At 44.5% G+C, this 23,187-nt stretch carries 20 protein-coding genes and 1 tRNA gene; 5 read left to right on the top strand and 16 right to left on the bottom strand.

The features are described 5' to 3' along the window. Window positions 1-48: 48 nt before the first annotated feature. From secG to HC026_RS05345, 8 genes are all read right to left on the bottom strand, one after another. Window positions 49-285: a preprotein translocase subunit SecG gene (gene secG / locus HC026_RS05380; protein ID WP_168924975.1), complete on the bottom strand. Its 237-nt coding sequence runs from the start codon at window positions 283-285 to the stop codon at window positions 49-51. Between the two features lie 118 nt (window positions 286-403). After that, complete coding sequence (locus tag HC026_RS05375) at window positions 404-1,942, bottom strand: ClC family H(+)/Cl(-) exchange transporter (protein WP_168924974.1); 1,539 nt, start codon at window positions 1,940-1,942, stop codon at window positions 404-406. Window positions 1,943-2,032: 90 nt separating this feature from the next. Continuing rightward, window positions 2,033-3,439, bottom strand: coding sequence for a procyclic acidic repetitive family protein (locus HC026_RS12730; RefSeq protein ID WP_211089420.1), 1,407 nt, complete (start codon window positions 3,437-3,439; stop codon window positions 2,033-2,035). Window positions 3,440-3,586: 147 nt separating this feature from the next. Next, window positions 3,587-4,906 carry a phosphopyruvate hydratase gene (gene eno, locus HC026_RS05365; protein ID WP_168924973.1) on the bottom strand — a complete coding sequence of 440 codons (1,320 nt, stop codon included), beginning with the start codon at window positions 4,904-4,906 and terminating at the stop codon, window positions 3,587-3,589. A gap of 97 nt (window positions 4,907-5,003) precedes the next feature. Then, window positions 5,004-5,759: a triose-phosphate isomerase gene (gene tpiA / locus HC026_RS05360; RefSeq protein WP_168924972.1), complete on the bottom strand. Its 756-nt coding sequence runs from the start codon at window positions 5,757-5,759 to the stop codon at window positions 5,004-5,006. A 161-nt stretch (window positions 5,760-5,920) separates the two neighbouring features. Beyond that, on the bottom strand, window positions 5,921-7,123 hold the full coding sequence (locus HC026_RS05355; protein ID WP_168924971.1) for a phosphoglycerate kinase: 1,203 nt from the start codon (window positions 7,121-7,123) through the stop codon (window positions 5,921-5,923). A gap of 118 nt (window positions 7,124-7,241) precedes the next feature. Further along, the gene (gene gap / locus HC026_RS05350) at window positions 7,242-8,252 is read right to left on the bottom strand and encodes a type I glyceraldehyde-3-phosphate dehydrogenase (RefSeq protein WP_168924970.1); all 1,011 of its coding nucleotides are present in this window, start codon (window positions 8,250-8,252) and stop codon (window positions 7,242-7,244) included. 66 nt (window positions 8,253-8,318) lie between these two features. After that, window positions 8,319-9,347 carry a sugar-binding transcriptional regulator gene (locus tag HC026_RS05345; RefSeq protein WP_168924969.1) on the bottom strand — a complete coding sequence of 343 codons (1,029 nt, stop codon included), beginning with the start codon at window positions 9,345-9,347 and terminating at the stop codon, window positions 8,319-8,321. Between the two features lie 250 nt (window positions 9,348-9,597). Between HC026_RS05345 and HC026_RS05340 the strand changes: the two genes are divergently transcribed. Then, window positions 9,598-9,669: transfer RNA gene (locus HC026_RS05340), tRNA-Arg, on the top strand. 62 nt (window positions 9,670-9,731) lie between these two features. Here the strand turns inward: HC026_RS05340 and HC026_RS05335 are convergent. Next, complete coding sequence (locus tag HC026_RS05335; RefSeq protein ID WP_168924968.1) at window positions 9,732-10,448, bottom strand: sulfite exporter TauE/SafE family protein; 717 nt, start codon at window positions 10,446-10,448, stop codon at window positions 9,732-9,734. A gap of 277 nt (window positions 10,449-10,725) precedes the next feature. Between HC026_RS05335 and HC026_RS05330 the strand changes: the two genes are divergently transcribed. Continuing rightward, window positions 10,726-11,319: an ATP-dependent Clp protease proteolytic subunit gene (locus HC026_RS05330; RefSeq protein ID WP_168924967.1), complete on the top strand. Its 594-nt coding sequence runs from the start codon at window positions 10,726-10,728 to the stop codon at window positions 11,317-11,319. A gap of 53 nt (window positions 11,320-11,372) precedes the next feature. Here HC026_RS05330 and mmuM read toward each other — a convergent pair whose 3' ends face one another. Beyond that, window positions 11,373-12,287 carry a homocysteine S-methyltransferase gene (mmuM, locus tag HC026_RS05325; protein WP_168924966.1) on the bottom strand — a complete coding sequence of 305 codons (915 nt, stop codon included), beginning with the start codon at window positions 12,285-12,287 and terminating at the stop codon, window positions 11,373-11,375. 252 nt (window positions 12,288-12,539) lie between these two features. On the opposite strand from mmuM, the gene HC026_RS05320 reads away from it, so the two are divergent. Further along, complete coding sequence (locus tag HC026_RS05320; protein WP_240890998.1) at window positions 12,540-13,748, top strand: RNA-guided endonuclease InsQ/TnpB family protein; 1,209 nt, start codon at window positions 12,540-12,542, stop codon at window positions 13,746-13,748. Window positions 13,749-13,938: 190 nt separating this feature from the next. After that, on the top strand, window positions 13,939-15,321 hold the full coding sequence (locus HC026_RS05315) for an amino acid permease (RefSeq protein WP_168925086.1): 1,383 nt from the start codon (window positions 13,939-13,941) through the stop codon (window positions 15,319-15,321). A gap of 241 nt (window positions 15,322-15,562) precedes the next feature. On the opposite strand, the gene whiA is transcribed toward HC026_RS05315, so the two are convergent. From whiA to HC026_RS05290, 5 genes are all read right to left on the bottom strand, one after another. Beyond that, window positions 15,563-16,501 carry a DNA-binding protein WhiA gene (gene whiA, locus HC026_RS05310; protein WP_168924965.1) on the bottom strand — a complete coding sequence of 313 codons (939 nt, stop codon included), beginning with the start codon at window positions 16,499-16,501 and terminating at the stop codon, window positions 15,563-15,565. 5 nt (window positions 16,502-16,506) lie between these two features. Next, the gene (locus HC026_RS05305) at window positions 16,507-17,517 is read right to left on the bottom strand and encodes a gluconeogenesis factor YvcK family protein (RefSeq protein WP_168924964.1); all 1,011 of its coding nucleotides are present in this window, start codon (window positions 17,515-17,517) and stop codon (window positions 16,507-16,509) included. 2 nt (window positions 17,518-17,519) lie between these two features. Continuing rightward, window positions 17,520-18,398, bottom strand: coding sequence for an RNase adapter RapZ (gene rapZ, locus HC026_RS05300; RefSeq protein ID WP_168924963.1), 879 nt, complete (start codon window positions 18,396-18,398; stop codon window positions 17,520-17,522). Between the two features lie 130 nt (window positions 18,399-18,528). Continuing rightward, window positions 18,529-19,065, bottom strand: coding sequence for an HdeD family acid-resistance protein (locus tag HC026_RS05295; protein WP_168924962.1), 537 nt, complete (start codon window positions 19,063-19,065; stop codon window positions 18,529-18,531). An 89-nt stretch (window positions 19,066-19,154) separates the two neighbouring features. Next, complete coding sequence (locus tag HC026_RS05290) at window positions 19,155-19,976, bottom strand: LysR family transcriptional regulator (RefSeq protein WP_168924961.1); 822 nt, start codon at window positions 19,974-19,976, stop codon at window positions 19,155-19,157. A 115-nt stretch (window positions 19,977-20,091) separates the two neighbouring features. Here HC026_RS05290 and HC026_RS05285 point away from each other — a divergent pair, with 115 nt between their 5' ends. After that, window positions 20,092-21,096 (top strand): YeiH family protein, encoded by a 1,005-nt coding sequence (locus HC026_RS05285; RefSeq protein WP_168924960.1) that lies wholly within the window; start codon window positions 20,092-20,094, stop codon window positions 21,094-21,096. A gap of 74 nt (window positions 21,097-21,170) precedes the next feature. Here HC026_RS05285 and HC026_RS05280 read toward each other — a convergent pair. Then, a partial coding sequence (locus HC026_RS05280) for an LPXTG cell wall anchor domain-containing protein (protein ID WP_168924959.1) occupies window positions 21,171-23,187 on the bottom strand: 2,017 nt, incomplete at its 5' end.

The following is a 23,187-nucleotide window of genomic DNA, read 5'->3' as shown; positions in this document are numbered from 1 at the left end:
TGGTAAAAGCCAAAAATCCCCCTGTGGTCATCACAGGAGGATCTATTGCTAGTGTGAAGATAGATAGGCTAATGCTAACGCCAGCGCAAAGAATATAACTCCCAAAACTACAGTTACTTTTTGCATAAATGCTTCGAAGCCCCGAGCTTTTTGATGGGAAGTTAAATCTGTACCGCCACCACTTAAGGCAGACATTGCATCATCCTGCTTTGAGGGCTGCATTAACACAGCAAGTATAATTAATACACTATCGATCATCAGTAATGTTAACAGTAAATTGTACAAGAAATTGCCTCCTATTACTACTTTATCTCCGACAATACCTCTATACAATTTATCATAAAAAAGGATAGATTACTAGCCCGTGGCTCAAATTGAAATTTAAGGTATTCAGCAGGTTTAATTATTCGCCGGTCAGATTTTTCATTTTGTGTCTGATATGAGAAAGCTTACTTTGTGGAACGTTGAGTAACAAGGTATCCCCCAAATGGATCACAGTATCACCATGGGGTACGATAACTCTTTCGCCACGCTTGATTTCAACTAACAACGTCCCATCCGGCCATTCAATATCACGAATCTGCTTGCCGTCCATAATCGCATTCTCAAACACCGGAAACTCGAGTTGGGTCACCGGCAGGGATGATCCTTGATGAGCCTTGTGAAGTGAGTTTTCGAGCATTGCGGCATACACCGGCGTACCACCTAACACATCCACGGTTAAATAAGCAATCAGTGAAACAACTGCTAATGGCATCAGATGGTGTAATGTCCCTACCATTTCAGTAATCAGCAAGATTGACGTGAACGGTGCCTTACTGATCCCAGCAAAATACCCAGCCATAGCTGTAATTGTAAAAATCGGTACCAAGTTAGCGCTGGCTAGATGCATCGCTACAAGAATTTGGCCAAACAAAGCGCCTAAAACTGCCCCTAACGTTAAGATCGGCAGAAAAATACCACCTGGCAGACCAGTCCCATAAGCCATCATTGAATAAACAAACCTAACGACAAAGACGATCAACAAGACGATGATGCCAGGTGCTTGACCACCAATTGAAACAATCAGCTGGTTACCACCACCTAAAATTTGAGGTAGAAATAAACCAACGGGAATCAGCAAAAGAAATGCAATTAAACTATTATATTGATCTGGCAACCATTTGAACTTGTGATACCAACTACTTACTCTCAACACAACCAGTTGGTAGAGCCGGCCAAATAGTCCTAGCAATAGTCCCAGTAAAATTAACCACCCATATTGTGCCAGTGGTAAAGCATGGACATACGTGATATGTAAAACGGGGGTTAAACCAAAGAAGAAGGTTGAAACGAAATCGGCCGCGATTGCACTAGCAAGTGCAGTGATCCAAACCATAGTTGAAAAGTTATGGTAAACTTCTTCCAAAATAAATAAGGAACTGGCAATCGGTGCGTTAAATGCTGCTGAAAGACCAGCAGAAGCACCACTAGCAATCAAAATTCGTCGCTTATTTCCCGAGATTTTTCGGCTAGCAGCAAAGCCTTGCCCAACGGTTGCACCGAGTTGGATTGACGGCCCTTCGCGTCCAAGAAACAGACCGCTGCCAATGGCTAGGACACCGCCGAAAAACTTTTTCCACAGCACTGGCCACCATTGATATTCAACTTCACCCATCAGCTGGCCCTCAACTTGTGGGATTCCTGATCCCTTGATCTCGGGTGTTTGCTTAATCCATCGACCAATCAATAACGTCAGTAAAACGCTGATGAGGATCCAAACGCCCAATAACCACACATGATGATTGGCTTGTCGAAAATACCACTGCACTAACAGTAGCCCATGACTGATCAACAAGCGAAAAACACTCACAATCGTTCCCGCAATTAACCCAATTAAGATACCTTGTGCCACTGCGTTAATTCGGGAAAAATCAATTTTTTTACGCTGTATATCCTTCATACATATACTCCTCACATTTTCGTTCGGGTATTATTCTATCATATGTAAGCAAGAACCTGACGCTAAATCAGGTTCTTACCAGTATTTCATCTAAGCAACATGTTTTAACTTACGAGAGTAATTAGTTTTTGCGTGCTTTCTAGAACTGCGATGATGCTTCTTTGATTTAGCAGTTTTCTTATGTTTTTTATGTGACTTATGAATCTTATTTTTATGGTGCTTAGTTTTAACTTTTTTATGTTGGGATTTTTGGGGATGCTGATTCTTCTGCTTTTCCAATAAGTTAGTATAACGGTCCATCAACTTCATGAATCGATCTAACAATGCCTTGAATTCTGGTGACTGGGACACAGAAGGGTGATTTTCGATATAAATCGGCTTTTGTATAATTTCTGGTACGGGGTTTGGCTCTGGAGCGGGTTCAGGATCTGGTTTGCTATCAGGTTTTGTATCTGGCTTTGTATCTGGTTTTGTGTCTGGTTTTGTATCCGGCTTCGTATCTGGTTTCGTATCTGGCTTTGTATCCGGCTTCGTATCTGGCTTTGTGTCCGGCTTCGTATCTGGCTTTGTATCCGGCTTCGTGTCCGGCTCAGTTCCTGGTTCTGGCTTAGTCCCCTCTTCCGGTTTTGTCTCGGGGTCCGGATTGTTTTCTCCCTCGGGCTTCGTTTCAGGTTCCGGATCTGGTTTCGGTGTATTGTTAGCATTGTTTTCAACTGAAAATTGAACCTTACCATTGCCGTCTTCATCGTAAACAGCCTCTGGGGTTGCAACCTTATAACCTTGATCACTCAGCTGTTTTGAGAGACCTAACAACTTTTCATCCACTTGATTAAAGGGAACTGTAAACTCTGCTGGCAAATCATTACCACTTACTTTTTCGCCGTCATGATCAACATACGTTGCCTGAAAATCAACTGTTTTCCGATGAATAAGGGTTTCAATTGGTTTCGTACTACGAGTAATCGTCGTTTTTTTATTTTCATCGCCCACTAAATCATAGTCAGATTTTACGTCATTTGATAAGTGCAGCTTAAACGTCCCGTCAATAGTACCGTGAAGATAATGATAATCTTCAAAATTCTTTGAGCTTCGTGTAGTATCAGGGTTTTCGAGAACGTAATGTAGTGCAGGCTTGTTATACCTTGCCTGTAATTTGGCCTCATAATGCACCTCTTTCTCATTCTTGGGAATCAGCACAGGAGATAAAACTTGCTTATTCCAATCAAGATAATCCGGAAATTCAGTGCTTAAATCATACGTCATGTCTCCATTGCTATTAAATCCCGTCACATCAGGTATTGGTTCCTTAACAGTGATAGTGTTAGCCTCATCTGTTAAAGTGATCCAATTTTTTGAATCACCATTTTGGACATACCTAGTCATCTTATATGTCAAAATATAAGGTGAAAAAACATTCTCTGCCGCTTGTGCCTTAATACCAGGAAGTCCCACCCCCGTTGCAACAACTAATCCTAACAATAATCGATTAAATTTCATTTGCCAATCTTGCTCCCTTCTTGTTATGCAATTAACTACGCAAGATTGGCCAACAAAAATTGCTAAAAATAAAAAAGGTTTCAAACGATGACGAGCATCATTTGAAACCTTCAATATTAAGCTGTTAAAGTAAACAGCGTTTTATAATTACTTGTTTTGGATAGCTTCGCGAGCTTGTTCACTCAAGTTGTAGAATGAGTGGATGCCCTTGTATTCTGAAACTTCGCCAAGTTGATCTTCGATACGCATTAATTGGTTGTACTTAGCGATTCGTTCGCCACGGCTCATTGAACCAGTCTTAATTTGACCAGCATTCAATGCAACAACTAAGTCAGCAATTGTAGTATCTTCAGTTTCACCTGAACGGTGTGAAATGATAGCAGTGTAACCTGCTTCTTTAGCCATTTCAACGGCTTCAACAGTTTCAGTTAAAGTACCGATTTGGTTCAGCTTGATTAAGATTGAGTTGGCAACGCCCATCTTGATACCCTTTGCAAGGTAATCAGTGTTCGTAACGAATAAGTCATCACCAACGATTTGGACCTTCTTGCCTAAGCGAGAAGTAGCCATTTGCCAGTCTTCCCATTCGTTTTCGTCCAATGGGTCTTCGATTGAAACAACTGGGTACTTGTCAACGATGCCTTCAAGCAAGCTAACAAATTCTTCAGCGGTGTATGACTTACCGTCACCCTTAAGGTCGTAAGTCTTAGTTTCAGTGTTGTAGAATTCTGATGAGGCACAGTCAAAGGCAATTGCGACATCCTTGCCTGGCTTGTAACCAGCCTTCTTGATAGCTTCAACTAAGATTTCGAATGGTTCTTCGTTGTTCTTCAAGTCAGGAGCGAAACCACCTTCGTCACCAACGGCAGTAGAGTAACCGCGGTCGTTTAAGATAGCTTTCAAAGCATGGAATGTTTCAGCACCCATCCGGATAGCTTCTTTAACACTTGGCGCACCAACGGGCATGATCATGAATTCTTGGAAGTCAACCTTGTTGTTGGCATGCTTCCCACCATTGATAACGTTCATCATTGGAGTAGGAAGTACGTGACCATTGAAGCCGCCTAAGTAGTTGTATAGCGGAACTTCAAGTTCGTCAGCAGCAGCACGAGCAGCAGCTAATGAAACACCTAAAATGGCGTTTGCACCCAGCTTGCCCTTGTTAGGCGTACCGTCTAACTTGATCATAGCCTTGTCGATTGAAATTTGGTCAGTTACATCGTAGCCAACGATTTCTTTAGCAATGATGTTGTTAACGTTGTCGACAGCCTTAGTAACACCCTTGCCACCGAAACGGCTCTTGTCACCGTCACGTAATTCAACAGCTTCGTGTTCACCAGTAGATGCACCTGAAGGCACGATTCCACGGCCAACTGCACCGGCTTCTGTGTAAACTTCAACTTCAACAGTTGGGTTACCACGTGAGTCTAAGACTTCGCGGGCGTAAATATCAGAAATAATTGACATTATATTCTCTCCTTATGAATGTTTAACCTAGCGGGAAACAGTTTCCCCGCAGTCTATTTTATTAGTTTACCTTTGAACTTGCAATTACTATTTGAGTTTATTTTTGGTAGTGTACCAATTGTAAAAAGGTTTCTGCGTCAAGACTGGCGCCACCGGCCAAAACACCGTCGATATTTTGCTTAGCCATGATCTGTGAAATGTTTTCTGGATTGACACTGCCACCATATAGAACCCGCATTTCGTTAGCGATATCATCGCCATATAAATCAGCGACGGTCTGGCGAATCAAGTAGCAGCCCTCTTCAGCTTGATCGGCTGAAGCGGATTTACCACTACCAATTGCCCAACTTGGTTCATAGGCAATCACCAGTTGACGAGCCAGGTCCTCACTGATGCCCTTTAATGCACCAGTGACTTGACTAACCACCCAATGAATTTTCTCGCCGGCTTCCAAACGACCCATGGTTTCATCACAACACAGAATTGGTGTCATGTGATTCCGATAGACCGCATGAACTTTCCGATTAATCACGTCATCGGTTTCGTTAAAATAACTCCGCCGTTCAGAATGGCCAACGATCACATAGGGAATGCCCATTTCTGCAAGCGCTAGTGGTGAAGTTTCACCAGTGAAAGCCCCCGCATCTTCATAGTAGCAGTTTTCAGCACCAATTCTTAACCGGTCAGCTTTATTAGCCTCCAGCATTGTCTCCAATAAAATAGCAGGTGCTGCAATCGCCGTCTCCACTTGATCTGGTTCTGGCAGCTGATCTGAAACAATTTGCATAAACGAGCGGGCGTCATCAACAGACTTATTCATCTTCCAATTACCCGCAATCAGTGGTATCCGCACAGTAAACGCTCCTTTTGTTCAGTCATTTAAAATCACAACACCATTCTATCGGAATGAAAACGTTTTAGCCAGTGAAGTTCACTAACAATTTTAAAATTGCTCTCATAATCACCGGAAATGTGCAAAGAAGCCAGGAGATCATCCCAGCTTCCATTGCCAATTTACTTTTCGCTGATAGCAGCAATACCAGGTAAAGTCTTACCTTCAAGGTATTCCAATGAAGCACCACCACCGGTAGAAATATGAGTTAACTTATCGCCAACACCCAATTGTTGAACCGCAGCAGTTGAGTCACCACCACCAACAATGGTTGTTGCATCGCTCAAAGTACCCAAGAACTTACCGATTTCAAGTGTTCCTTCGGCGTAGTTACTCATTTCAAACACACCCATTGGGCCGTTCCAAACAACTAACTTGGCATCCTTCAAAACATCTTTAAATAAAGCAACTGACTTAGGTCCGATATCCAAGGCCATGTAACCGTCAGGAATCTCACCATCGACAGTCTTGTGGGCGGCATCGTTGTCAAACTTTTCAGCAACTACGGAATCGATAGGCAAAACTAACTTGTCGCCAGCCTTGTCCATGATTTCTTTAGCCAAATCGATCTTGTCCTTTTCGACTAATGAGTTACCAATCTTCATGCCTTTAGCAGCATAGAAAGTATAAGTCATACCACCACCGATAATCACTTTGTCGGCTTTGTCTAATAAGTTATCGATAACACCGATCTTATCAGAAACCTTGGCACCACCTAAGATGGCAACGAATGGATGAGCTGGATGTGAAACCGCACCACCGATAAACTTGATTTCCTTTTCCATTAAGAAACCGGCAGCAGTTTGTGCCATGTTAGAAGCAATCCCGACGTTTGAAGCATGTTGACGGTGAGCAGTACCGAAAGCATCGTTGATGAAAAGATCACCAAGTGATGCCCAGTACTTGCCCAAAGCTGGATCATTCTTTGATTCGCGCTTAACTTGTTCACCGTTCTTAACGTCTTCATAACGGGTGTTTTCCATCACTAAGACATCGCCATCGTTCATCTTGTTGATGGCATCTTCAAGCTGCGCACCTTCAGTAGCAGGAACAAAGGTAACGGGCTTGTTCAACAGGTTTGAAAGACGTTCTGCAACTGGACGCATTGATAAGCCCGGCTTGTCGTCTTCAGACTTGATCCGACCTAAGTGAGAAAGCAAGATTGCTTTACCACCGTGTTCGATCACGTATTTGATCGTTGGCAATGCAGCCACAATCCGGTTATCGTTACCAATCACACCGTCTTTAATAGGAACATTAAAGTCCACACGCATTAAGACTTTTTTACCCTTTACATCTAAATCTGAAACTGTTAATTTAGCCAATTTAAAGTCCTCCTGATTTATATCAAGTTGATCATTGTGACCCATGGTACAAGTCAATTGTTATAAAAGGCGGAGAAAGTCTCCCTCCTCCGCCTTCTAGTTTTTTACGAATTAAATATTAAAGTGAAGCAAAGTGCAACAATGTACGTACCATGTTGCAAGTGAAGCCCCATTCGTTGTCGTACCAAGCAACAGTCTTAACGATTTGAGTATCACCGGCAGTCGTAACTTCAGTTTGAGTTGGGTCAAATACTGAGCCATGAGGGTCGTCAATGATATCAGTTGAAACGATTTCGTCATCGTTGTAACCAAAGGCGTCGTTGTTAACAGTGTGCTTCTTGATAGTTTCGTTAACTTGGTCAGCTGTAACCTTCTTGTCTAAGACAGCAACTAATTCAGTTAATGAACCATCAACAACAGCAACACGTTGTGCGTGGCCTTGTAACTTACCATTCAATTCTGGGATAACTAAGCCAATAGCCTTAGCAGCACCAGTTGAATGAGGAATAGTGTTAATGCTTGCAGTACGGTTGTTACGCATCTTCTTGCCGCGAGGGCCATCAAGAATTTGTTGAGTTGACGTGAAGGCGTGGATAGTAGTCATAGTACCAGCCTTGATACCAAATTCTTCGTTCATGAAGTATGCTAATGGTGCTAAACAGTTGGTTGTGCATGAACCAGCTGAAACGATCTTGTCGTCAGCTTGTAAAGTATCCAAGTTAACACCAGGAACAACAGTACGAACGGCACCAGCAGGAGCTGAAATTAAAACCCGCTTTGCGCCAGCGTCCAAGTGAGCTTGTGACTTTTCTTCTGAAGTGTAAAAACCAGTACATTCAAGAACAAAGTCAACACCGTCGTTCTTAACCCAAGGAATGTTTTGAGCCTTTGGTTCTGCATATACAGGGATTTCCTTGCCATCAACAACGATACCTTTATCAGTTGCTGAAACTTCGCCAGGGAAACGACCATGTGTTGAATCATACTTTAATAAGTAAGCTAACATTGAAGGGGTAGTTAAATCATTGATAGCTGCCACTTCGATGTCGTCAGAATGAAGTTCGTGGATCCGTTTGAATGCTAAACGTCCAATACGGCCAAAACCGTTAATACCAATTTTTACAGTCATAACTGTGTTTTCCTCCTTTAGGAAGTAAAAAATAATTATTTTAAACAGCGACACTAATACATAGTATCACTTCTTTAAAATCATGTCAGCTAATCCTTCGTCCGTGATCAAAAATGTCTTGGTCGGAGGAATTTTGAAATATGCCTCAACTGCGGCAGCCTTACTGTGACCACCCGCAACGGCAACAACTAGATCCATTCGATCTAAGTCAGCGATTGACAAGCCTAACTTAGGTACCCGGTAAACAATTTGACCATTTTGATCAAAGAAATCACCAAAGGCTTCCCCTACTGCTTGTCGCTTCACCAACGTTGCTGTTACCTCGTCGGACATTTGACGCCGTTTCGCCATTGCCATTGCGTCACCCACACAGTGAATTGCCACGTTAGCGTGGTCAATCAAATCAAGGGTTTTCGCAATTGCTGGTTCATGACGTAGTGAACTTGATGCTGCTTCTGAACTCAACTCAGGTAAATACAACGCTTGAAAATGACCATCCGTTGCTTCGGCCATTCTGGCGCAAACCGTGTTCGCCTGAATCTTGGGTGATTCGCCCATGCCGCCTCGAGCTGGCACAAAAGTCAACTGTCTGTCATCAGCGATTGCTGATGATAGCGTACTGGCAACTGCCGCCATTGTTGTTCCACCCATGACAGCAATAATGCTTTCACCGGTTGGCAATCGTTGTTGCAACAAGTCATTAGCGGCTTTGCCCATTGCTTGCTTAACGTCTGGGCGACTATCTGAATCGCCAGAAACGATCAAACAATTCTGTAATCCGAGGCGTTTTTTAAGCAGAGTTTCCTTCTTACGAAGACCCGTCAAATCCGCTACTAACGGCTGCAAGTTGAGAATTGCCTTTTGACCATCATCCGTCAGCCAAACACCATTAGTCTGCATCGAGACCAAGCCAGTATCAACCAGACTATCCAAATCAGTTCGAACCGTCCGTTCAGTTAACGCCATTTTTTCAGCTAGTGAACGGCGGCCAACTGGTTGTGTCTGCCTGATTGTTGACAGCAATGAATACCGTCTGAGCAGCTTCTGGGTCATCTTCGGTACAACCGCGTTCACCCATCTCCACTCGAGATCCATAGTCTCAACCAACTCTCTCCACCGCTATGGGACAGGTTATGTCCCATAGTGACGTAATGTGACCCATTCAGGTCAAAAATTAATGGGTGCTTATTGCTACCCACAAATTAGATTATAGCAGGGGCACTATTGAAATGCAAACAGACTCACGACTATTTCAGGCAAGTTCATCCAGTGACTTCCAAGATTTCCCCTTGTATTTATATGCAAATTCAGGTATAGTATTCTAGTGTTGAAAAGCAGTAAGACTGCGCCCGTAGTGTAATGGATCGCACGTAAGATTCCGGTTCTTGAAATGGGGGTTCGATTCCCTCCGGGCGCATCAATGAGAATAACGACAGACAGGATACCGATTGCTCGGTACCCTGTTTTTTAGTTCCATAATTAAAATAGCAAATAATAAAAGCCAGCCAATCCAATGAACCGGTAAATCCAGGGCTTAACGGTGGCTAAGTCCCACCGAGTTGATAACCGGGAAGCGATAATGGTACCCACCGTCGCTCCGACGATGCCCAGTAAAATGTATGGTACCACATGGGCATTAAGAATTCCGGTAGCAACTCGCACGGTAGTAATATAGAAGCCATCAATCAAGAAAAAGCCCTGAATATTGGCGATGTACTCTGGCATTGATTTCGATAACGACAGAAAGTAAAGAGCCATTAACGGTCCGCCAATGCCAAATAACCCATTGAAAAAACCTGAGATGATCATGAAGAGCAACGCAACGTACAATGGGTAGCGTCGGTCACCAGCGCTCTTGGAAAACAAAAAATAGAGACTCAGTGCAATTAGCAATACGCCCAACATCAGTCGCAAAAGATGGGTATCCAGCACTAGACCTAAGTGAACCGACCACGTCGCCACTGCAGCGTACACAACAAAGGCTGACAACACCCGCTTAGGTTTAAATTCACTGTGATAGTGAATGACTAAAGAAATTTCACTCAATAACATAATAACGCCGCCGATTCCGGCAGCCTGCGCCATGGGCAAAATGGACGGGAAAAAGATCATCATAATAATAACGGCACCAAAACCCGTTAAACCTTGAATTAAACCAGCAAGTAAAGCTGGAAAAAAGACCAGTATCCACGTCATAGACTTCCCCCAATAAAATTGAAGATTTACCACTAAGTATGATAACCTATCCGGTCGGTGTCAATAAGCGTTATATGATTAACGATATCCCCATTGGAACCTTCAGGCGGTATCACTGCCCAAAATATGTTATTCTAAAACGTGGGTATAACGCCCAAATAGATAACTTTTTCAAACCAAGTGATTTTGTTTGACCTTTTTTGACCTTTAGGTTAAACTACAAATCAGTTAGTCAAACAGACTAATACACTATAGATCATAAGGAGGCTGCAAAGCTATGAACTTAGTCCCAACGGTTATTGAACAATCTTCCCGTGGCGAACGTGCTTATGATATTTACTCTCGCCTATTAAAGGATAGAATCATCATGCTTTCCGGTCCAATCGAAGACGATATGGCTAACGCGATTATCGCTCAGCTCTTGTTCCTGGATGCGCAAGATTCAACTAAAGACATTTATCTTTACATCAACTCACCAGGTGGTGTGATTACTTCAGGTATGGCCATTTACGATACCATGAACTTCATCCAATCTGATGTCCAAACCATCGTTACTGGTATGGCTGCTTCAATGGCTAGTGTTTTGGCATCTTCTGGTACCAAGGGCAAGCGTTTCGCATTGCCACACTCACAAGTCTTGATTCACCAACCATCAGGTGGTGCACAAGGTCAACAAACTGAAATTGAAATTGCGGCTGAAGAAATCTTAAAGGCACGTAAGATGATCAACCAAATCTTATCAGATAACTCGGGTCAACCAATCGAACGGGTTAACACTGATACTGAACGTGACCATTACTTAACGGCTCAAGAAGCTGTTGATTATGGCTTGATTGATTCAATCATGACTAGCTCTAAAGACCGTAAATAATAGTTAAACTGTATCAAAAAGACGAACTCCAAAACGAGTTCGTCTTTTTTTGACTAATTCAGAGCTGTCGCAATCTCTCGGATGTCTGCTGGTGTTGTCCGACAGCAGCCCCCAATTAAACGGGCTCCAGCTGCAAGCCACTTAGGTGCCAAATCACTGAATGCTGGCGCGTCTGGAACTGTTTGCCAGGTTTTAGTCACTGGATCGTAGGTATCCCCATTATTAGGATAAACAATAATGGGCTTGGTGGTTGCTTCGGCCACCGTCTCAACTAACCCTTCAATATTCGTCATTGCGGTGCAGTTTACTCCAATCGCAATCACTTGAGAATGGTTTTCAAAGTACGCCACGGCTTCAGTCAACGGTGTACCATCACAGAGTTCGCCGTGTTGATTCACGCTAAAGGATACCCAGGCGGAAAGCTCTGGAAACTCATTTTCTAATAAGGCCACCAACGCTTTGGTCTCTTCAAAATTAGGTTGGGTCTCGAAGGCAAATAAGTCGACACCGGCTGTCGCCAATAACTGCATCCGTTCCCGGTGAAAGTCTTGATACTGCTTTTCAGTTAAATGGTAGTTTCCCGTGTACTCACTGCCATCAGCCAAGTATGCACCATACGGGCCAACACTGCCGGCAACGTATAGCGGCCGCTGCGATTGGGATTTTTTTAGATACTCATCCCTCGCTTGCTGGGCCAATTTCACCGATTCGGAAATCAACCGACTCCCTTCCGTAACTGTTAATCCAGCAGCTTCAAAGGCAGGCAAATTAGCTTGATAACTGTCCGTAATAGCGATGCTAGCCCCCGCTTCGAAGTAGCTTTTATGTACTGCTACCACTGCATCCGGATCATGAATTAGGGCCATGGCCGACCACAATGCATTATCGGTTTCGACACCCCGTTTCTCAAGTTCCGTTGCCATGGCGCCATCAACAACCATCGGCTGATCAAAGTTAATTCTACTCATTTATGATAATCCTCTCATATTTAGACTTGCATACTCATAATTTTTAATGTTATTCTAATTCTCGTTGATTTGCAATTATGGAGGAATGAACGGTAACTGTTTTGCTGTAAAAGCATATAAATATTTGTAAAGTGGTGCTTCTATCTTATTCCATTTTGGCTGATAGCTTATAAGTAGTGATTTATATGAATTTCATTAAAAGGGCTTTTGGGATAAAGCCATCCCGTATAATATGAGGGGCACCTCACCTTGGTGATTAAATTCAATAAGGCGGAACAACTGATGTTACTCACCTATAAAGTCGAAATTAAGCCGACTAAAAAACAGGCTTGGCAGATTGATTCTCACATCAGTGGTAGTCGTTGGGCCTATAACCTATTTTTGGATATCAACCGGCAACGTTACGAATGCGGTTACCACTATAGGGGCGCTTATGAGTTCGGCAAGTGGTTTAATCATGAGTACCTTGAGGGAAATCCTGATGACCTGTGGGTTAAGGATTTATATGCCAAATCGGTTAAAGAGGCTTTTATCGATGCGGATACAGCTATGAAACGTTTCTTTAAGAAACTGAGTGGTTTCCCGCATTGGCGTTCGTTTAAGCGCGGTCAAGGTAGTTATTATTTTGTGAAGAATGGTAAATTACAAGTGATTACCTGCGAACGTCATCGAATCAAGCTACCAAAGCTTGGTTGGGTACGCCTCAAAGAATTCGGTTATATTCCCACTGATGCCGAGCATTTTGTGATTAAACAAGGCCGAATCAAATTTAAGGCTGGTCGTTATTATTTGACCTGTTTAGTGGAACAGGCCGAACTGCCCAGTTTAGAATTAACCGGCGACCCAATTGGTATTGATCTTGGCCTAAAAAAATTTGCCATTCTAAATGATGGCACTTTGTATCCTAATCAGAATAAAAGCAGTCGGGGAAGACAGATCAGAAAACGTCTTAGACGTCTGCAAAGAAAAATGTCCCGTCAGTATTACGCACTGGAAGCTAAAAGACAGAAGGAAGGGAAATCTGCTACTGATTTAAATCTAGCTAAAACTCAGCGGAAGGTGCAACGCTTGTATCAACGATTAACCAACATCCAGTCAGACTATCAAAATAAGATTATCGCCACCGTGGTGAGAACCAAGCCACAGTGGGTAGCCTTAGAAGATTTGAATGTTAAAGGTATGATGAAAAATCGGCATTTAGCTAAAGCAGTTAGTTACCTAGGCTTCTACAACTTTCGGGTTAAACTGATTGCTAAATGCCGGCAATTAGGCATTCCGGTGCACTTAACCAATCGTTTTGAGCCAACTTCTAAGTTATGTCACCAATGTGGCTATAAAAAAATTGATTTAAAGCTAAGTGAGCGAACCTATCAATGTCCTAAATGTTGTTATACCGCAGATCGTGATATTAATGCGGCCCTGAATACTAGGGATACTAAAAACTTTGAATTAGCCTACTAAAACAGGCTTCAAAGTATGTACCGGTGGCTAGCCGGGAATTAACGCTTGTGGACTATCATATCAACTGTATTAGCGAGCTTTGTGCGAGGCAGGATAGGGAGAAGCAAGAACAATCTATAACTTTTTATAAGTTATCAGTAGCAGGTATCACAAATTGGAGAATAAGACACATACTACCCTGGAACGTAAAATGACAGCTCGCCATTTATTTATGATTTCACTGGGTGGCGTCATTGGAACCGGACTCTTCTTAAGTTCCGGTTATACGATTCATGAAGCAGGACCAATTGGGACAATCTTGGCCTATGGAATCGGTGCGGTAGTTGTTTACTTGGTCATGCTCTGTCTGGGCGAACTATCGGTTGCTATGCCGCAGACCGGTTCCTTTCACGTCTACGCTGACCGTTTTATCGGCCACGGCACGGGATTCACCGTTGCCATTCTATACTGGTTGACCTGGACGGTGGCGTTGGGATCTGAATTCACCGCAGCCGGTCTCATCATGAGCAAGTGGTTTCCCAACTCCCCCACTTGGATCTGGAGCGCCTTATTCATGATCGTTATCTTCACCTCCAATGCCTTGTCGGTAAAGTTCTTTGCCAATACAGAATTTTGGTTCTCAAGTATCAAAGTGATTGCCATCATTTTATTTATTATTTTAGGTGGTTTAGCCATCTTCGGCGTTATTCACATCAAGGGCTACCAGCATGCACCCTATTTTTCTAACCTCTTCAAAGACGGTCTTTTTCCCAACGGTTTTAAAGCCGTCTTCACCACCATGCTTACCGTCAACTTCGCCTTTTCTGGAACCGAACTGATCGGGGTGACTGCTGGTGAAACCAAAGACCCTGAAGTCACCTTGCCTAAAGCCATCCACACCACGCTGTTTCGGTTAATCATCTTCTTTATTGGTAGCATCACTGTAATGTCTGCATTAATTCCGTGGCAGAAAGCCGGCGTTAATCAGAGTCCCTTCGTCTTAGTTTTCAACAGTATTGGCTTACCATTCGCGGGCGATTTAATGAACTTCGTGGTCTTGACTGCTATTCTCTCAGCTGCCAATTCAGGCCTATACGCGTCGACGAGAATGCTGTGGTCGCTGGCAAATGAAGGGACTATTCCCCTGAAGGTTGCTCAAACCAACCGGCGTGGCGTACCGATGCTGGCACTGTGTCTCAGTATGGTGGGCGGCATCTTAGCCTTGATTTCTAGCGTCGTAGCGGCTTCCACCGTCTACTTGGTCTTAGTTTCCATCTCAGGCTTAGCCGTCGTCATCGTTTGGATGGCAATTACCGTATCTGAAATTAATTTTCGAAAACAATGGCTGAAAGATGGCCATACTGTGGCCGAACTAAAGTTCAAAACGCCGTGGTATCCTGTGATACCGTGGATTGCATTTATCATGTGCTTGCTTTCTTGCGTGTTGATTGTGTTCGACCCCACTCAGCGGCCGGCACTATTCTACATGGTACCGTTTTTGATTCTCTGCTATGTGGTTTATTACGGTAAAGAAGCCTGGAGTAAGCGGCATGCCCGCGCAAAAGCAGAAGACCGTCAGGAAGATAATCTGTAACCAAAAAAGAGGCTGAGACTTAAGTCAAGATTGGTAAGTATTTAAACCAATCAATTAGATTAAACGAGTTATCATTTTCTCTTTGCTCTCGACTTCAATATAGCCTAATCGAGTGTCAAAACTCAGATTCCGGCCATGTAACACAAATAAGACTAATCCCGATAAAGTGCACCGGGATTAGTCTTATTTGTGTTACACTCTGGAATCGACCGAGTTTTGTCACTCACTCTTTTTGTTGCTCTTACACAGCCTTAGCCGTCCGAAGACTATCCGCGTAATCACTGATTTTACGCAGCCGGTGATTAATGCCAGACTTTGAAATCGCACCACTAGGCAACATGGCACCCAGTTCTTTCAAGCTGACTTCACGATTGGCCAACCGAATCTCCGCGACTTCTCGCAACTTTGGTGGTAACTGATCTAAACCAACGGTAGATTGAATAAACTCAATGTTAGCAATCTGCTTGCTGGAAGCATTGGCCACCTTATCCATATTGGCGTTTTCACAGTTCACTAGCCGGTTCACTGAGTTCCGCATGTCACGCATAATGCGGACATCTTCAAACTTCAGCATGGCGCTGGAAGCCCCAATCAAGGAAAGAAAATCAGCGATCCGTTCCCCTTCTTTGAGGTAAGTAATGAAACCACCACGCCGGGCAGTAGTCCGGGCGTTTAAATCGTAATGATTGATCATTTCGGCAATCATTTGGTTGTGATCCTCGTATACGGAGTAGATTTCCAAATGATAACGGGAGGTTTCCGGATTATTCACGGAACCGCCAGCTAAAAAGGCTCCCCGTAAGTACGAGCGCACTTGACCGTCATTTTTCAGCAACTCAGGTGAGACCGTTTCAGTGAGCTGACCATCTTTAAAGATACCCAGATCAGCAAGCACCCGTTCCGTCCCCTCGTTGACCCGCACAATGTAGAGATTATTCTTCTTCAGTTTCATCTTACGACGAACCATCAGTTCACTTTCCACATCGTAAAACTGTTTCAATAACTGGTAAATGCGACGAGAAATAGCCGGATTTTCCGTTTGAATGTTAAGTACGAAATGGTGATTAGATATTGCAATGGAACCGTTCATCCGAATCAGCGCAATTAATTCAGCCTTCGCGTTGTCCCGGTGAACTTCAAGTGTTGTCAGCTCTTTTTTAACTTCACTGGCATATGACATTGGCACTACCTCCCCTCAGCAAACCTCGATGTGACCTGTCCCAACAGGTTCATCAGTTCGTTCACTACCAACTCACCGTTATGAAAGGCGCCGTTATCCCGTAATTCCAAGAAATCAGCGGAAATTACCTTACAGCCCTGTTCCCGCAATCCATGAAAATCGTGGACCACTTGACGGGACATTTCGTTCCAGCGCTGGTAGTCAATATATTCGTCTGGTACTGTTTGCGTGTTCACTAAAACAGTATTGATAAAATTTTGTTTTAAATGTTCATTCAGCACGCGAACGTGATCCGCATCAGTGAATTTTTCTGTTTCACCCTTTTGCGTCATGATATTGCAGATATAAACCACTTCGGCTTGCGTTTTACGCAGTGCCTCGCCAACGTTTTCAATCATCAAGTTGGGTAGAATACTGGTAAATAAACTACCAGGCCCCAACACGATTTGGTCCGCATCCATGATGGCATCGATGACTTCATCAACCGCTTTTGGCGCAGCGTCTTTGTGCTCGCTGGAAGTCACCCAAACATGTTTGATCAGCTTATGAGCTGCGGTAATTTCCGACTCACCGGTCATGGTTGTGCCATCAGCGAACTCAGCATTGAGTTCCAATGGTTCGTTGGCAGCCGGATAAATATGGCCGTCGACTTGCATGATTGCGCTAAGTTCTTGGACCGCATCAAAAATACCGTGTTTCATCTCAGACAACGCCGCAATGACGAGGTTACCCAGCGCGTGGCCGGCGAAGAATTGATCCTTACTGTCGAAGCGGTATTGAAATAGCTGCAACACAATTGGCGACAACTGTGATAGCGAAACCACAACGTTTCGGATATCTCCAGGTGGCACCACGTTGACGTAGTTGCGAATAATTCCAGATGAGCCACCATCGTCTGCCACGGTGACCACGGCAGTGATGTCTACATCTTGTTCCTTAAGATTACGCAGGATGACCGGCAAGCCTGTTCCCCCACCGATCACGACGATCTTAGGTCGATGTCGTTCTTCCATCATAGTTAATTTGATTCCTTTCGCTTTGAAATATCGCGGTGAGTGATGTGTACCGGGTAATTATCCCCCAGGGCATTCCCCACTCGTTCAGCCAACGCAACTGACCGGTGCTGTCCACCAGTGCAGCCAATGGCAATGGTTAAATTATTTTTACCTTCCCGTTTATACCCGGGCAAAATTGATTTTAGTAAGCCTAAAAACTGGTTGTAGAAAGACTCAGTTTCAGGCTGTTTCATCACATAATCATAGACGGGTTGATCAAGCCCGGTTAAGTTCTTTAATTCTGGTAAATAGTATGGATTGGGCAAGAAACGAACGTCCATGACAATATCAGCGTCAATCGGCAGTCCGTACTTAAAGCCAAAGGACATCAGTTCAATATGAAACTTCTCAATGTCCCCGGCTTCGAAGTTATGAAAAATTTCTGCCCGCAACTTCCGTGGTGACAACTGGGTGGTGTTGATCACTAATTGTGCCGCCTGCTTCAGCGGTGCTAGTAATTTTCGTTCCGCCTTAATGCCATCCACCACTCGGCCATTTCGTGCTAGTGGATGGGAGCGGCGAGTTTCCTTATAGCGGGAAACCAGCGTCTCATCATCCGCGTCCAAAAAGACGATTTGGGCCGAGTCAGACCGATTTAGATTTGAAATATCATCCGTCATTTGAATTGTTTCATCATAGAAAGCTTTTGTCCGTAAATCGATCACAACGGCCACTTTCTTGATTTTACCGGTTTCTTGAACCAGCTCCCAGAACTTGCTCATTAAAGACGATGGCATATTATCAATACAAAAATACCCCAGGTCTTCAAAGGCTTGCATGGCAACCGTTTTACCGGCACCACTCATTCCGGAAATAATGACTAATTGCACATCATTGTTCATAAGTTCTATCTCCAATCAAATCAATCATTTAAACATTCTAACACACCAGGCGTGTCATTACTAATTTCAGCCTGGTGTTTTGTCAAAAAAATAACTGCCATTGACTGGCAGTTGATTTTCAAGTTAATGCTTATCTCCGTGCAAAGGCCAAAATAATGGCGTTGATACCGAAGACGACTAGGTAAAAGCCAATCAGCCAAGTAATCGACATCACGGCAATAATTGGGTCAATCAGTAACATAATCCCCAGCAACAGCGACAAGACATCTAAGATGAGTGAAACAATGAAATAGCCAGTGCCGAAGTCCCGTAGATGATCAACCACGACCAATCGCTCAAAGGAATCGATGATGAACCAGAAGGCCACCATGTAACCCAGTACAACAATTCCACTAGCGGGTTTAATAATGAAGAAAAGGCCAATCAATAAATCAATAATGGCAAAAATTAAAGCCGCGTTAGCCCAGTTACCAACAAAGTCACGCAACTTGCTAAAGCCTGATAGCGTGGTCAATCCACTCAGTATCGCTAGAAAGCCAAAAATGATGGCCATGGCGGTTAAACTGACCCGTGGCATACCGACGACTACATAAGCGGCAATTAAGCTTAGAACCCCCGTAATCAATTCGTGCCAATCAAACCCCCATCGAGGTCGCATACTAAACATATCCGTCACTCCTACTCTTTAAACTGTTTGATATACACCAATCATAGCGATTATGATGCCGCAGGGCAAGCTATGAAACAAATTTCCAGTCAGCGTTGCAACATGGCTTCAGCCAGTACTGCTCTCAAGTCCGCCAGTTGCACATTAGGCTGCTGATCCAGACCAATCAAATAAAAATGTCTGTGATACTGTTCCCCTAAAGATTGCTGTTCAACTTCTTCCGGCAGTATGCCTGCTGACATCAGCGTCTTGCCAATCCCGTGGGTCAATAACCCAATAATGCTTTGATTGCTGTCCACTACCAGGGTCTTCTGCGGCACGATTCCCTGTTCATGGAGATATGCCTCGGTGTAATGGCGCACACCTGAACCGGGTTCACGCAGCAACCAAAGGCGTTCATCATCCTTTCCTGCCAGCACTAGTTGATCACCGGGTAATTCTGTCTGCACAATGTAGTCGGCCACAATCGGCTTTTCAATGATGCCATACGCCACCTGACGATCAACAACGGCTTGCAGAATATTTTCAGAGTTCATGGTTTGAATTTCAAATTGGAACCGGGAATCAGCTAAAATGGTTTTGATCACCCGGGGCAACAGCTCTACTGAGGTCGTTTGCGAAAAGCCCAGCACCGCCTTGATCTGTGGTCGTTCGACGGATTGCTTCAGCTGCTCAAAGCCTTGATTCCAGGTTCGTTGCAACTGTTCAGCGGTTTGGTAGAGTTTGGCCGCGGCTGGCGTTGGCTGCACTTGCCGATGACCGCTGCGATCAAACAGGCTCACTCCCAACTGTTTTTCTAACTGATTGATCTGAACCGAAACGCTGGGTTGGGAGATGAACAGCTGCTTAGCCGCCAGTGAAAAGTTACGGGTCTCGTAGACTGCCATAAATGTCATTAATAGTTTATCCATTGCGTCACTCCCATTTATTAATATTCTTAATCGAAACTATTACCAATTGATATTTTATTAATGATACCAATTTCTGTATACTTCAACAAGTATTAATAAGGGAGGAAGTCTTTACATGAAACCAGAACGAGCGGTCCTACCAGGACTCACTTTAAGCTTCGTCATTGCTATTATCAGTCAATTGATCAATTCATACCTCATCAAGGGCATCGGCGCGCCAACCGTGGCGTTGCTCATTGGAATTGTCCTTGGGAATACCATCATCCGCCAGCCAATGTGGCAATCCGGAACCGCTTGGTCAGAAAAACGCCTCTTGGAGTATTCTGTTCTTTTATTAGGGGCCACTATCACTTTCCAGACAATCCGTGAACTGCATTTAACCGGAGTCGGCTTCATTTTATTGCAAATGACCATCACGATTTGCGGGGCACTGTTACTAGGAAAATTACTCCATTTCTCAGAAGGCATGACCCTGCTCATGGCCGGCGGTAACGCGGTATGTGGTTCTTCTGCCATTGCTGCTATTACCCCAGCTATTGAAGCTAAGGACGAAGAAAAACGGTTGGCAGTCACCCTGGTTAATCTCATGGGAACGGTTCTCATGCTGACTCTGCCAGTCATCAGTTTATTAGCTTTCCACCACAATAACTTCCTGCGAGGCGCGTTGATTGGTGGAACCGTTCAATCCGTGGGTCAAGTGATTGCCAGCGCCACCATGGTTAACCAGCCAACCACCACTTATGCCACGCTTTTTAAAATTCTGCGGATCATCATGTTAGTCGCCGTGGTTGTGATCTTTAGCCGGATTCACCAACATAATCAATCGGCAAAGGGCATTGAATCCACCGTCTCGAATAGTTGGCGGCGAGCGTTACCATGGTACGTTGTCGGTTTCGTGGTACTGTGTGCATTGAACTCTTGGTTCCACTTTAATCCAGCGATTTCCGGCTTCGCCCATGGCCTATCCGGTTGGTGTGAAGTTACCGCTTTAGCTGCCATTGGACTGCGTTTAAACTTCGCGGCATTCGTTAAAGCCGGTAAGAAATTAGCGTTATACGGTGGTGGTTTATTGATCATTCAAGTTGCTAGTGCGTTGATTCTAATTACCGTTTTACTTTAACCAGCTATGTCTACACAATCTAAAAAGCGCTCCAGAATTTAAAATTCTGGAGCGCTTTTTGCTAACGATAAAACTTACTTATCGTCTTGCTTACGTTTCTTACGACCTGCCAATCCAAGCATGGTCAACAGGCTTGCAAGACTGAGGCCAATTGCGGCACCGGTCTTGTCATTATCGTCACTGGTTTGTGGCAACTTGTTACCTGCGAGATTGTCTTGATCAGAAGGTGTTACATCGTTTTGATTCTGATCTACTGAAGCATTTTGACCAGTAGTGGATGTTCCATCATAACCCGTTCCGTTAGTCCCGAATTGGTTACTGTTATTTTGAGTACCAGTCTTTGAAGGTCTAGTAGGCTTTTTAACGGCCGTACTGTGTGAACTAGCATTTGAATTCTGGTTCCCTTCAGAGTTGTTCTCATTATTAGCACCATTCGAGGTTGAACTGTTACTTGCGGAAATTGCACTAGACGAATCAGTACTGCTTGAGTTTGCTGAGTTGGCAGCATTTGCAGCTGCTTCACTGGCGGCAACAGAAGCACTAACCGAAGCATCGTGGGCACTGTCGCTAGCATCCAATGAACTTGCTAGACTGGTTGCACTTGAAGCATCTGATGCAGCTGAACTTGCTGTCGTAGCATTTTCAAGTGCGACACTAGCTGCACTTGAAGCAACAATCGAGGCACTGCTTGCAACACTAGAATCTCCGGCGCTAGCAGCACTTGAGGCAACTGAAGCAGCTGAGCTGGCAACACTAGCCGCGCTTGAAGCAACTGAGGCAGCTGAACTTGCAACGCTGGCCGCTGATGAAGCCGTAGAAGCAGCGGATTGCAGATTGCCATCAGATGGATGGTTGGCTGCTTGACTAGAAGCAGTTGAGGCATCACTGGATGCAGTTGAAGCGTCTGTTGATCCTGCTGATGCAGCTGAACTGGCAACATTGGCTGAGCTAGTAGCTGCGCTAGCATCATCCTTTGCATGAGTTGATGCTGTGGCAGAAGCCAAGCTGTCCATTGCGGTCTTCAGACTGGCAACGGCGCTTGAAGCACTGTTGAAGGCTGAAGTTGCACTGTCAGTCAATGCTGAACTTGCTGTAGAAGATTCAACCGTTGCATCACCGGCAAGACTTGAAGCCAAGCTGTTGTCAGAAGCAAGACTGCCATCACTAGGATAGTCATTAGCCATGCTTGAAATTGCAGTGGAATCACCGGTAATCACGCTCAAGTCATTCTTCATGTGCTCAGCAGCTGCAGAACTTGCAAGACTGTTGATGGCACTTGAAGCACTTGAAGCAGCTTTTGCTGCGGTGCTTGCAGCAACACTAGCTGTATTTGCGGCAGTTGAGGCTGAACTTGCAAGGTCTGATTGACCAGCAACTGATGCAGAGCTGGCTGCTGAGGCAGCGCTAGAAGCAACACTGGCGGCAGAACTTGCCGTACTTGCTGCTAAACTAGCATCACTTGCAAGGCTTGAAGCAGTGCTTGCGATGGTGCTCAAGTTAGTATCACTTGGGTAGTCGCTGGCAAGACTGGCAACTGAATTGGCAGTGCTGTTAGCACTGGTATTATCGGTTGCTGCAGAAGTCTTGTCCGTTCCGGCACTGGTTGCTGAGTTTTTGGCAGCGGTAGTGTCATCAGTCATGTGTTGCTTGTTAGCTGCACTCAGCACGCTGTTTAAACTCTTCATGGCCGTGGAAGCTGCCGATGAAGCTGTTGAAGCAGCGACTGATGCGGTGGATGCAGCCGTTGAGGCTGCACTGAATCCAGCTTGATCCGACCCGGCTAAACCGCTCATCTTAGCGGCTTCGTCGCTAGCTGTCTTAGCTTGATCTGCGGCTATAGAAGCCTGATCACTGGCCTGCTGAGCGAAATCACTAGCTGCCGTTGCGAGACTGCCCAAGTCCGTATCACTGGTGTAATCCTTGGCTAAGGATGAAACATCCGTAGCCGTAGAGCTGGCACCAATAACTTGGGTTGCTGCTGAAGTTGCACTTGAACCGGCACTCGTGACGTCGTCACCGGCATGCTGGATCATGGCCGAATTCTTCAGACTGTCAGCTTGCTTCTTCAAGTCGGTAATCGCACTTGAAGCT

It is taken from the genome of Secundilactobacillus angelensis (assembly GCF_012641075.1).
GTDB classification, from domain to species: Bacteria; Bacillota; Bacilli; order Lactobacillales; family Lactobacillaceae; genus Secundilactobacillus; species Secundilactobacillus angelensis.
The sequence above is the reverse complement of the archived record's forward strand: the minus strand, read 5'-3'. Positions and strand labels throughout refer to the sequence as shown.

What these genes read in the sequence shown, in the direction of transcription:
- HC026_RS05295 (WP_168924962.1), bottom strand. Translation starts at nt 19,065, where the DNA reads ATGTTTAGTATGCGACCTCGATGGGGGTTTGATTGGCACGAATTGATT.
- whiA (WP_168924965.1), bottom strand. Translation starts at nt 16,501, where the DNA reads ATGTCATATGCCAGTGAAGTTAAAAAAGAGCTGACAACACTTGAAGTT.
- gap (WP_168924970.1), bottom strand. Translation starts at nt 8,252, where the DNA reads ATGACTGTAAAAATTGGTATTAACGGTTTTGGCCGTATTGGACGTTTA.
- rapZ (WP_168924963.1), bottom strand. Translation starts at nt 18,398, where the DNA reads ATGAACAATGATGTGCAATTAGTCATTATTTCCGGAATGAGTGGTGCC.
- HC026_RS05290 (WP_168924961.1), bottom strand. Translation starts at nt 19,976, where the DNA reads ATGGATAAACTATTAATGACATTTATGGCAGTCTACGAGACCCGTAAC.
- HC026_RS05285 (WP_168924960.1), top strand. Translation starts at nt 20,092, where the DNA reads ATGAAACCAGAACGAGCGGTCCTACCAGGACTCACTTTAAGCTTCGTC.
- eno (WP_168924973.1), bottom strand. Translation starts at nt 4,906, where the DNA reads ATGTCAATTATTTCTGATATTTACGCCCGCGAAGTCTTAGACTCACGT.
- HC026_RS12730 (WP_211089420.1), bottom strand. Translation starts at nt 3,439, where the DNA reads ATGAAATTTAATCGATTATTGTTAGGATTAGTTGTTGCAACGGGGGTG.
- HC026_RS05330 (WP_168924967.1), top strand. Translation starts at nt 10,726, where the DNA reads ATGAACTTAGTCCCAACGGTTATTGAACAATCTTCCCGTGGCGAACGT.
- HC026_RS05345 (WP_168924969.1), bottom strand. Translation starts at nt 9,347, where the DNA reads ATGGATCTCGAGTGGAGATGGGTGAACGCGGTTGTACCGAAGATGACC.
- HC026_RS05315 (WP_168925086.1), top strand. Translation starts at nt 13,939, where the DNA reads ATGACAGCTCGCCATTTATTTATGATTTCACTGGGTGGCGTCATTGGA.
- mmuM (WP_168924966.1), bottom strand. Translation starts at nt 12,287, where the DNA reads ATGAGTAGAATTAACTTTGATCAGCCGATGGTTGTTGATGGCGCCATG.
- HC026_RS05375 (WP_168924974.1), bottom strand. Translation starts at nt 1,942, where the DNA reads ATGAAGGATATACAGCGTAAAAAAATTGATTTTTCCCGAATTAACGCA.
- HC026_RS05335 (WP_168924968.1), bottom strand. Translation starts at nt 10,448, where the DNA reads ATGACGTGGATACTGGTCTTTTTTCCAGCTTTACTTGCTGGTTTAATT.
- HC026_RS05305 (WP_168924964.1), bottom strand. Translation starts at nt 17,517, where the DNA reads ATGATGGAAGAACGACATCGACCTAAGATCGTCGTGATCGGTGGGGGA.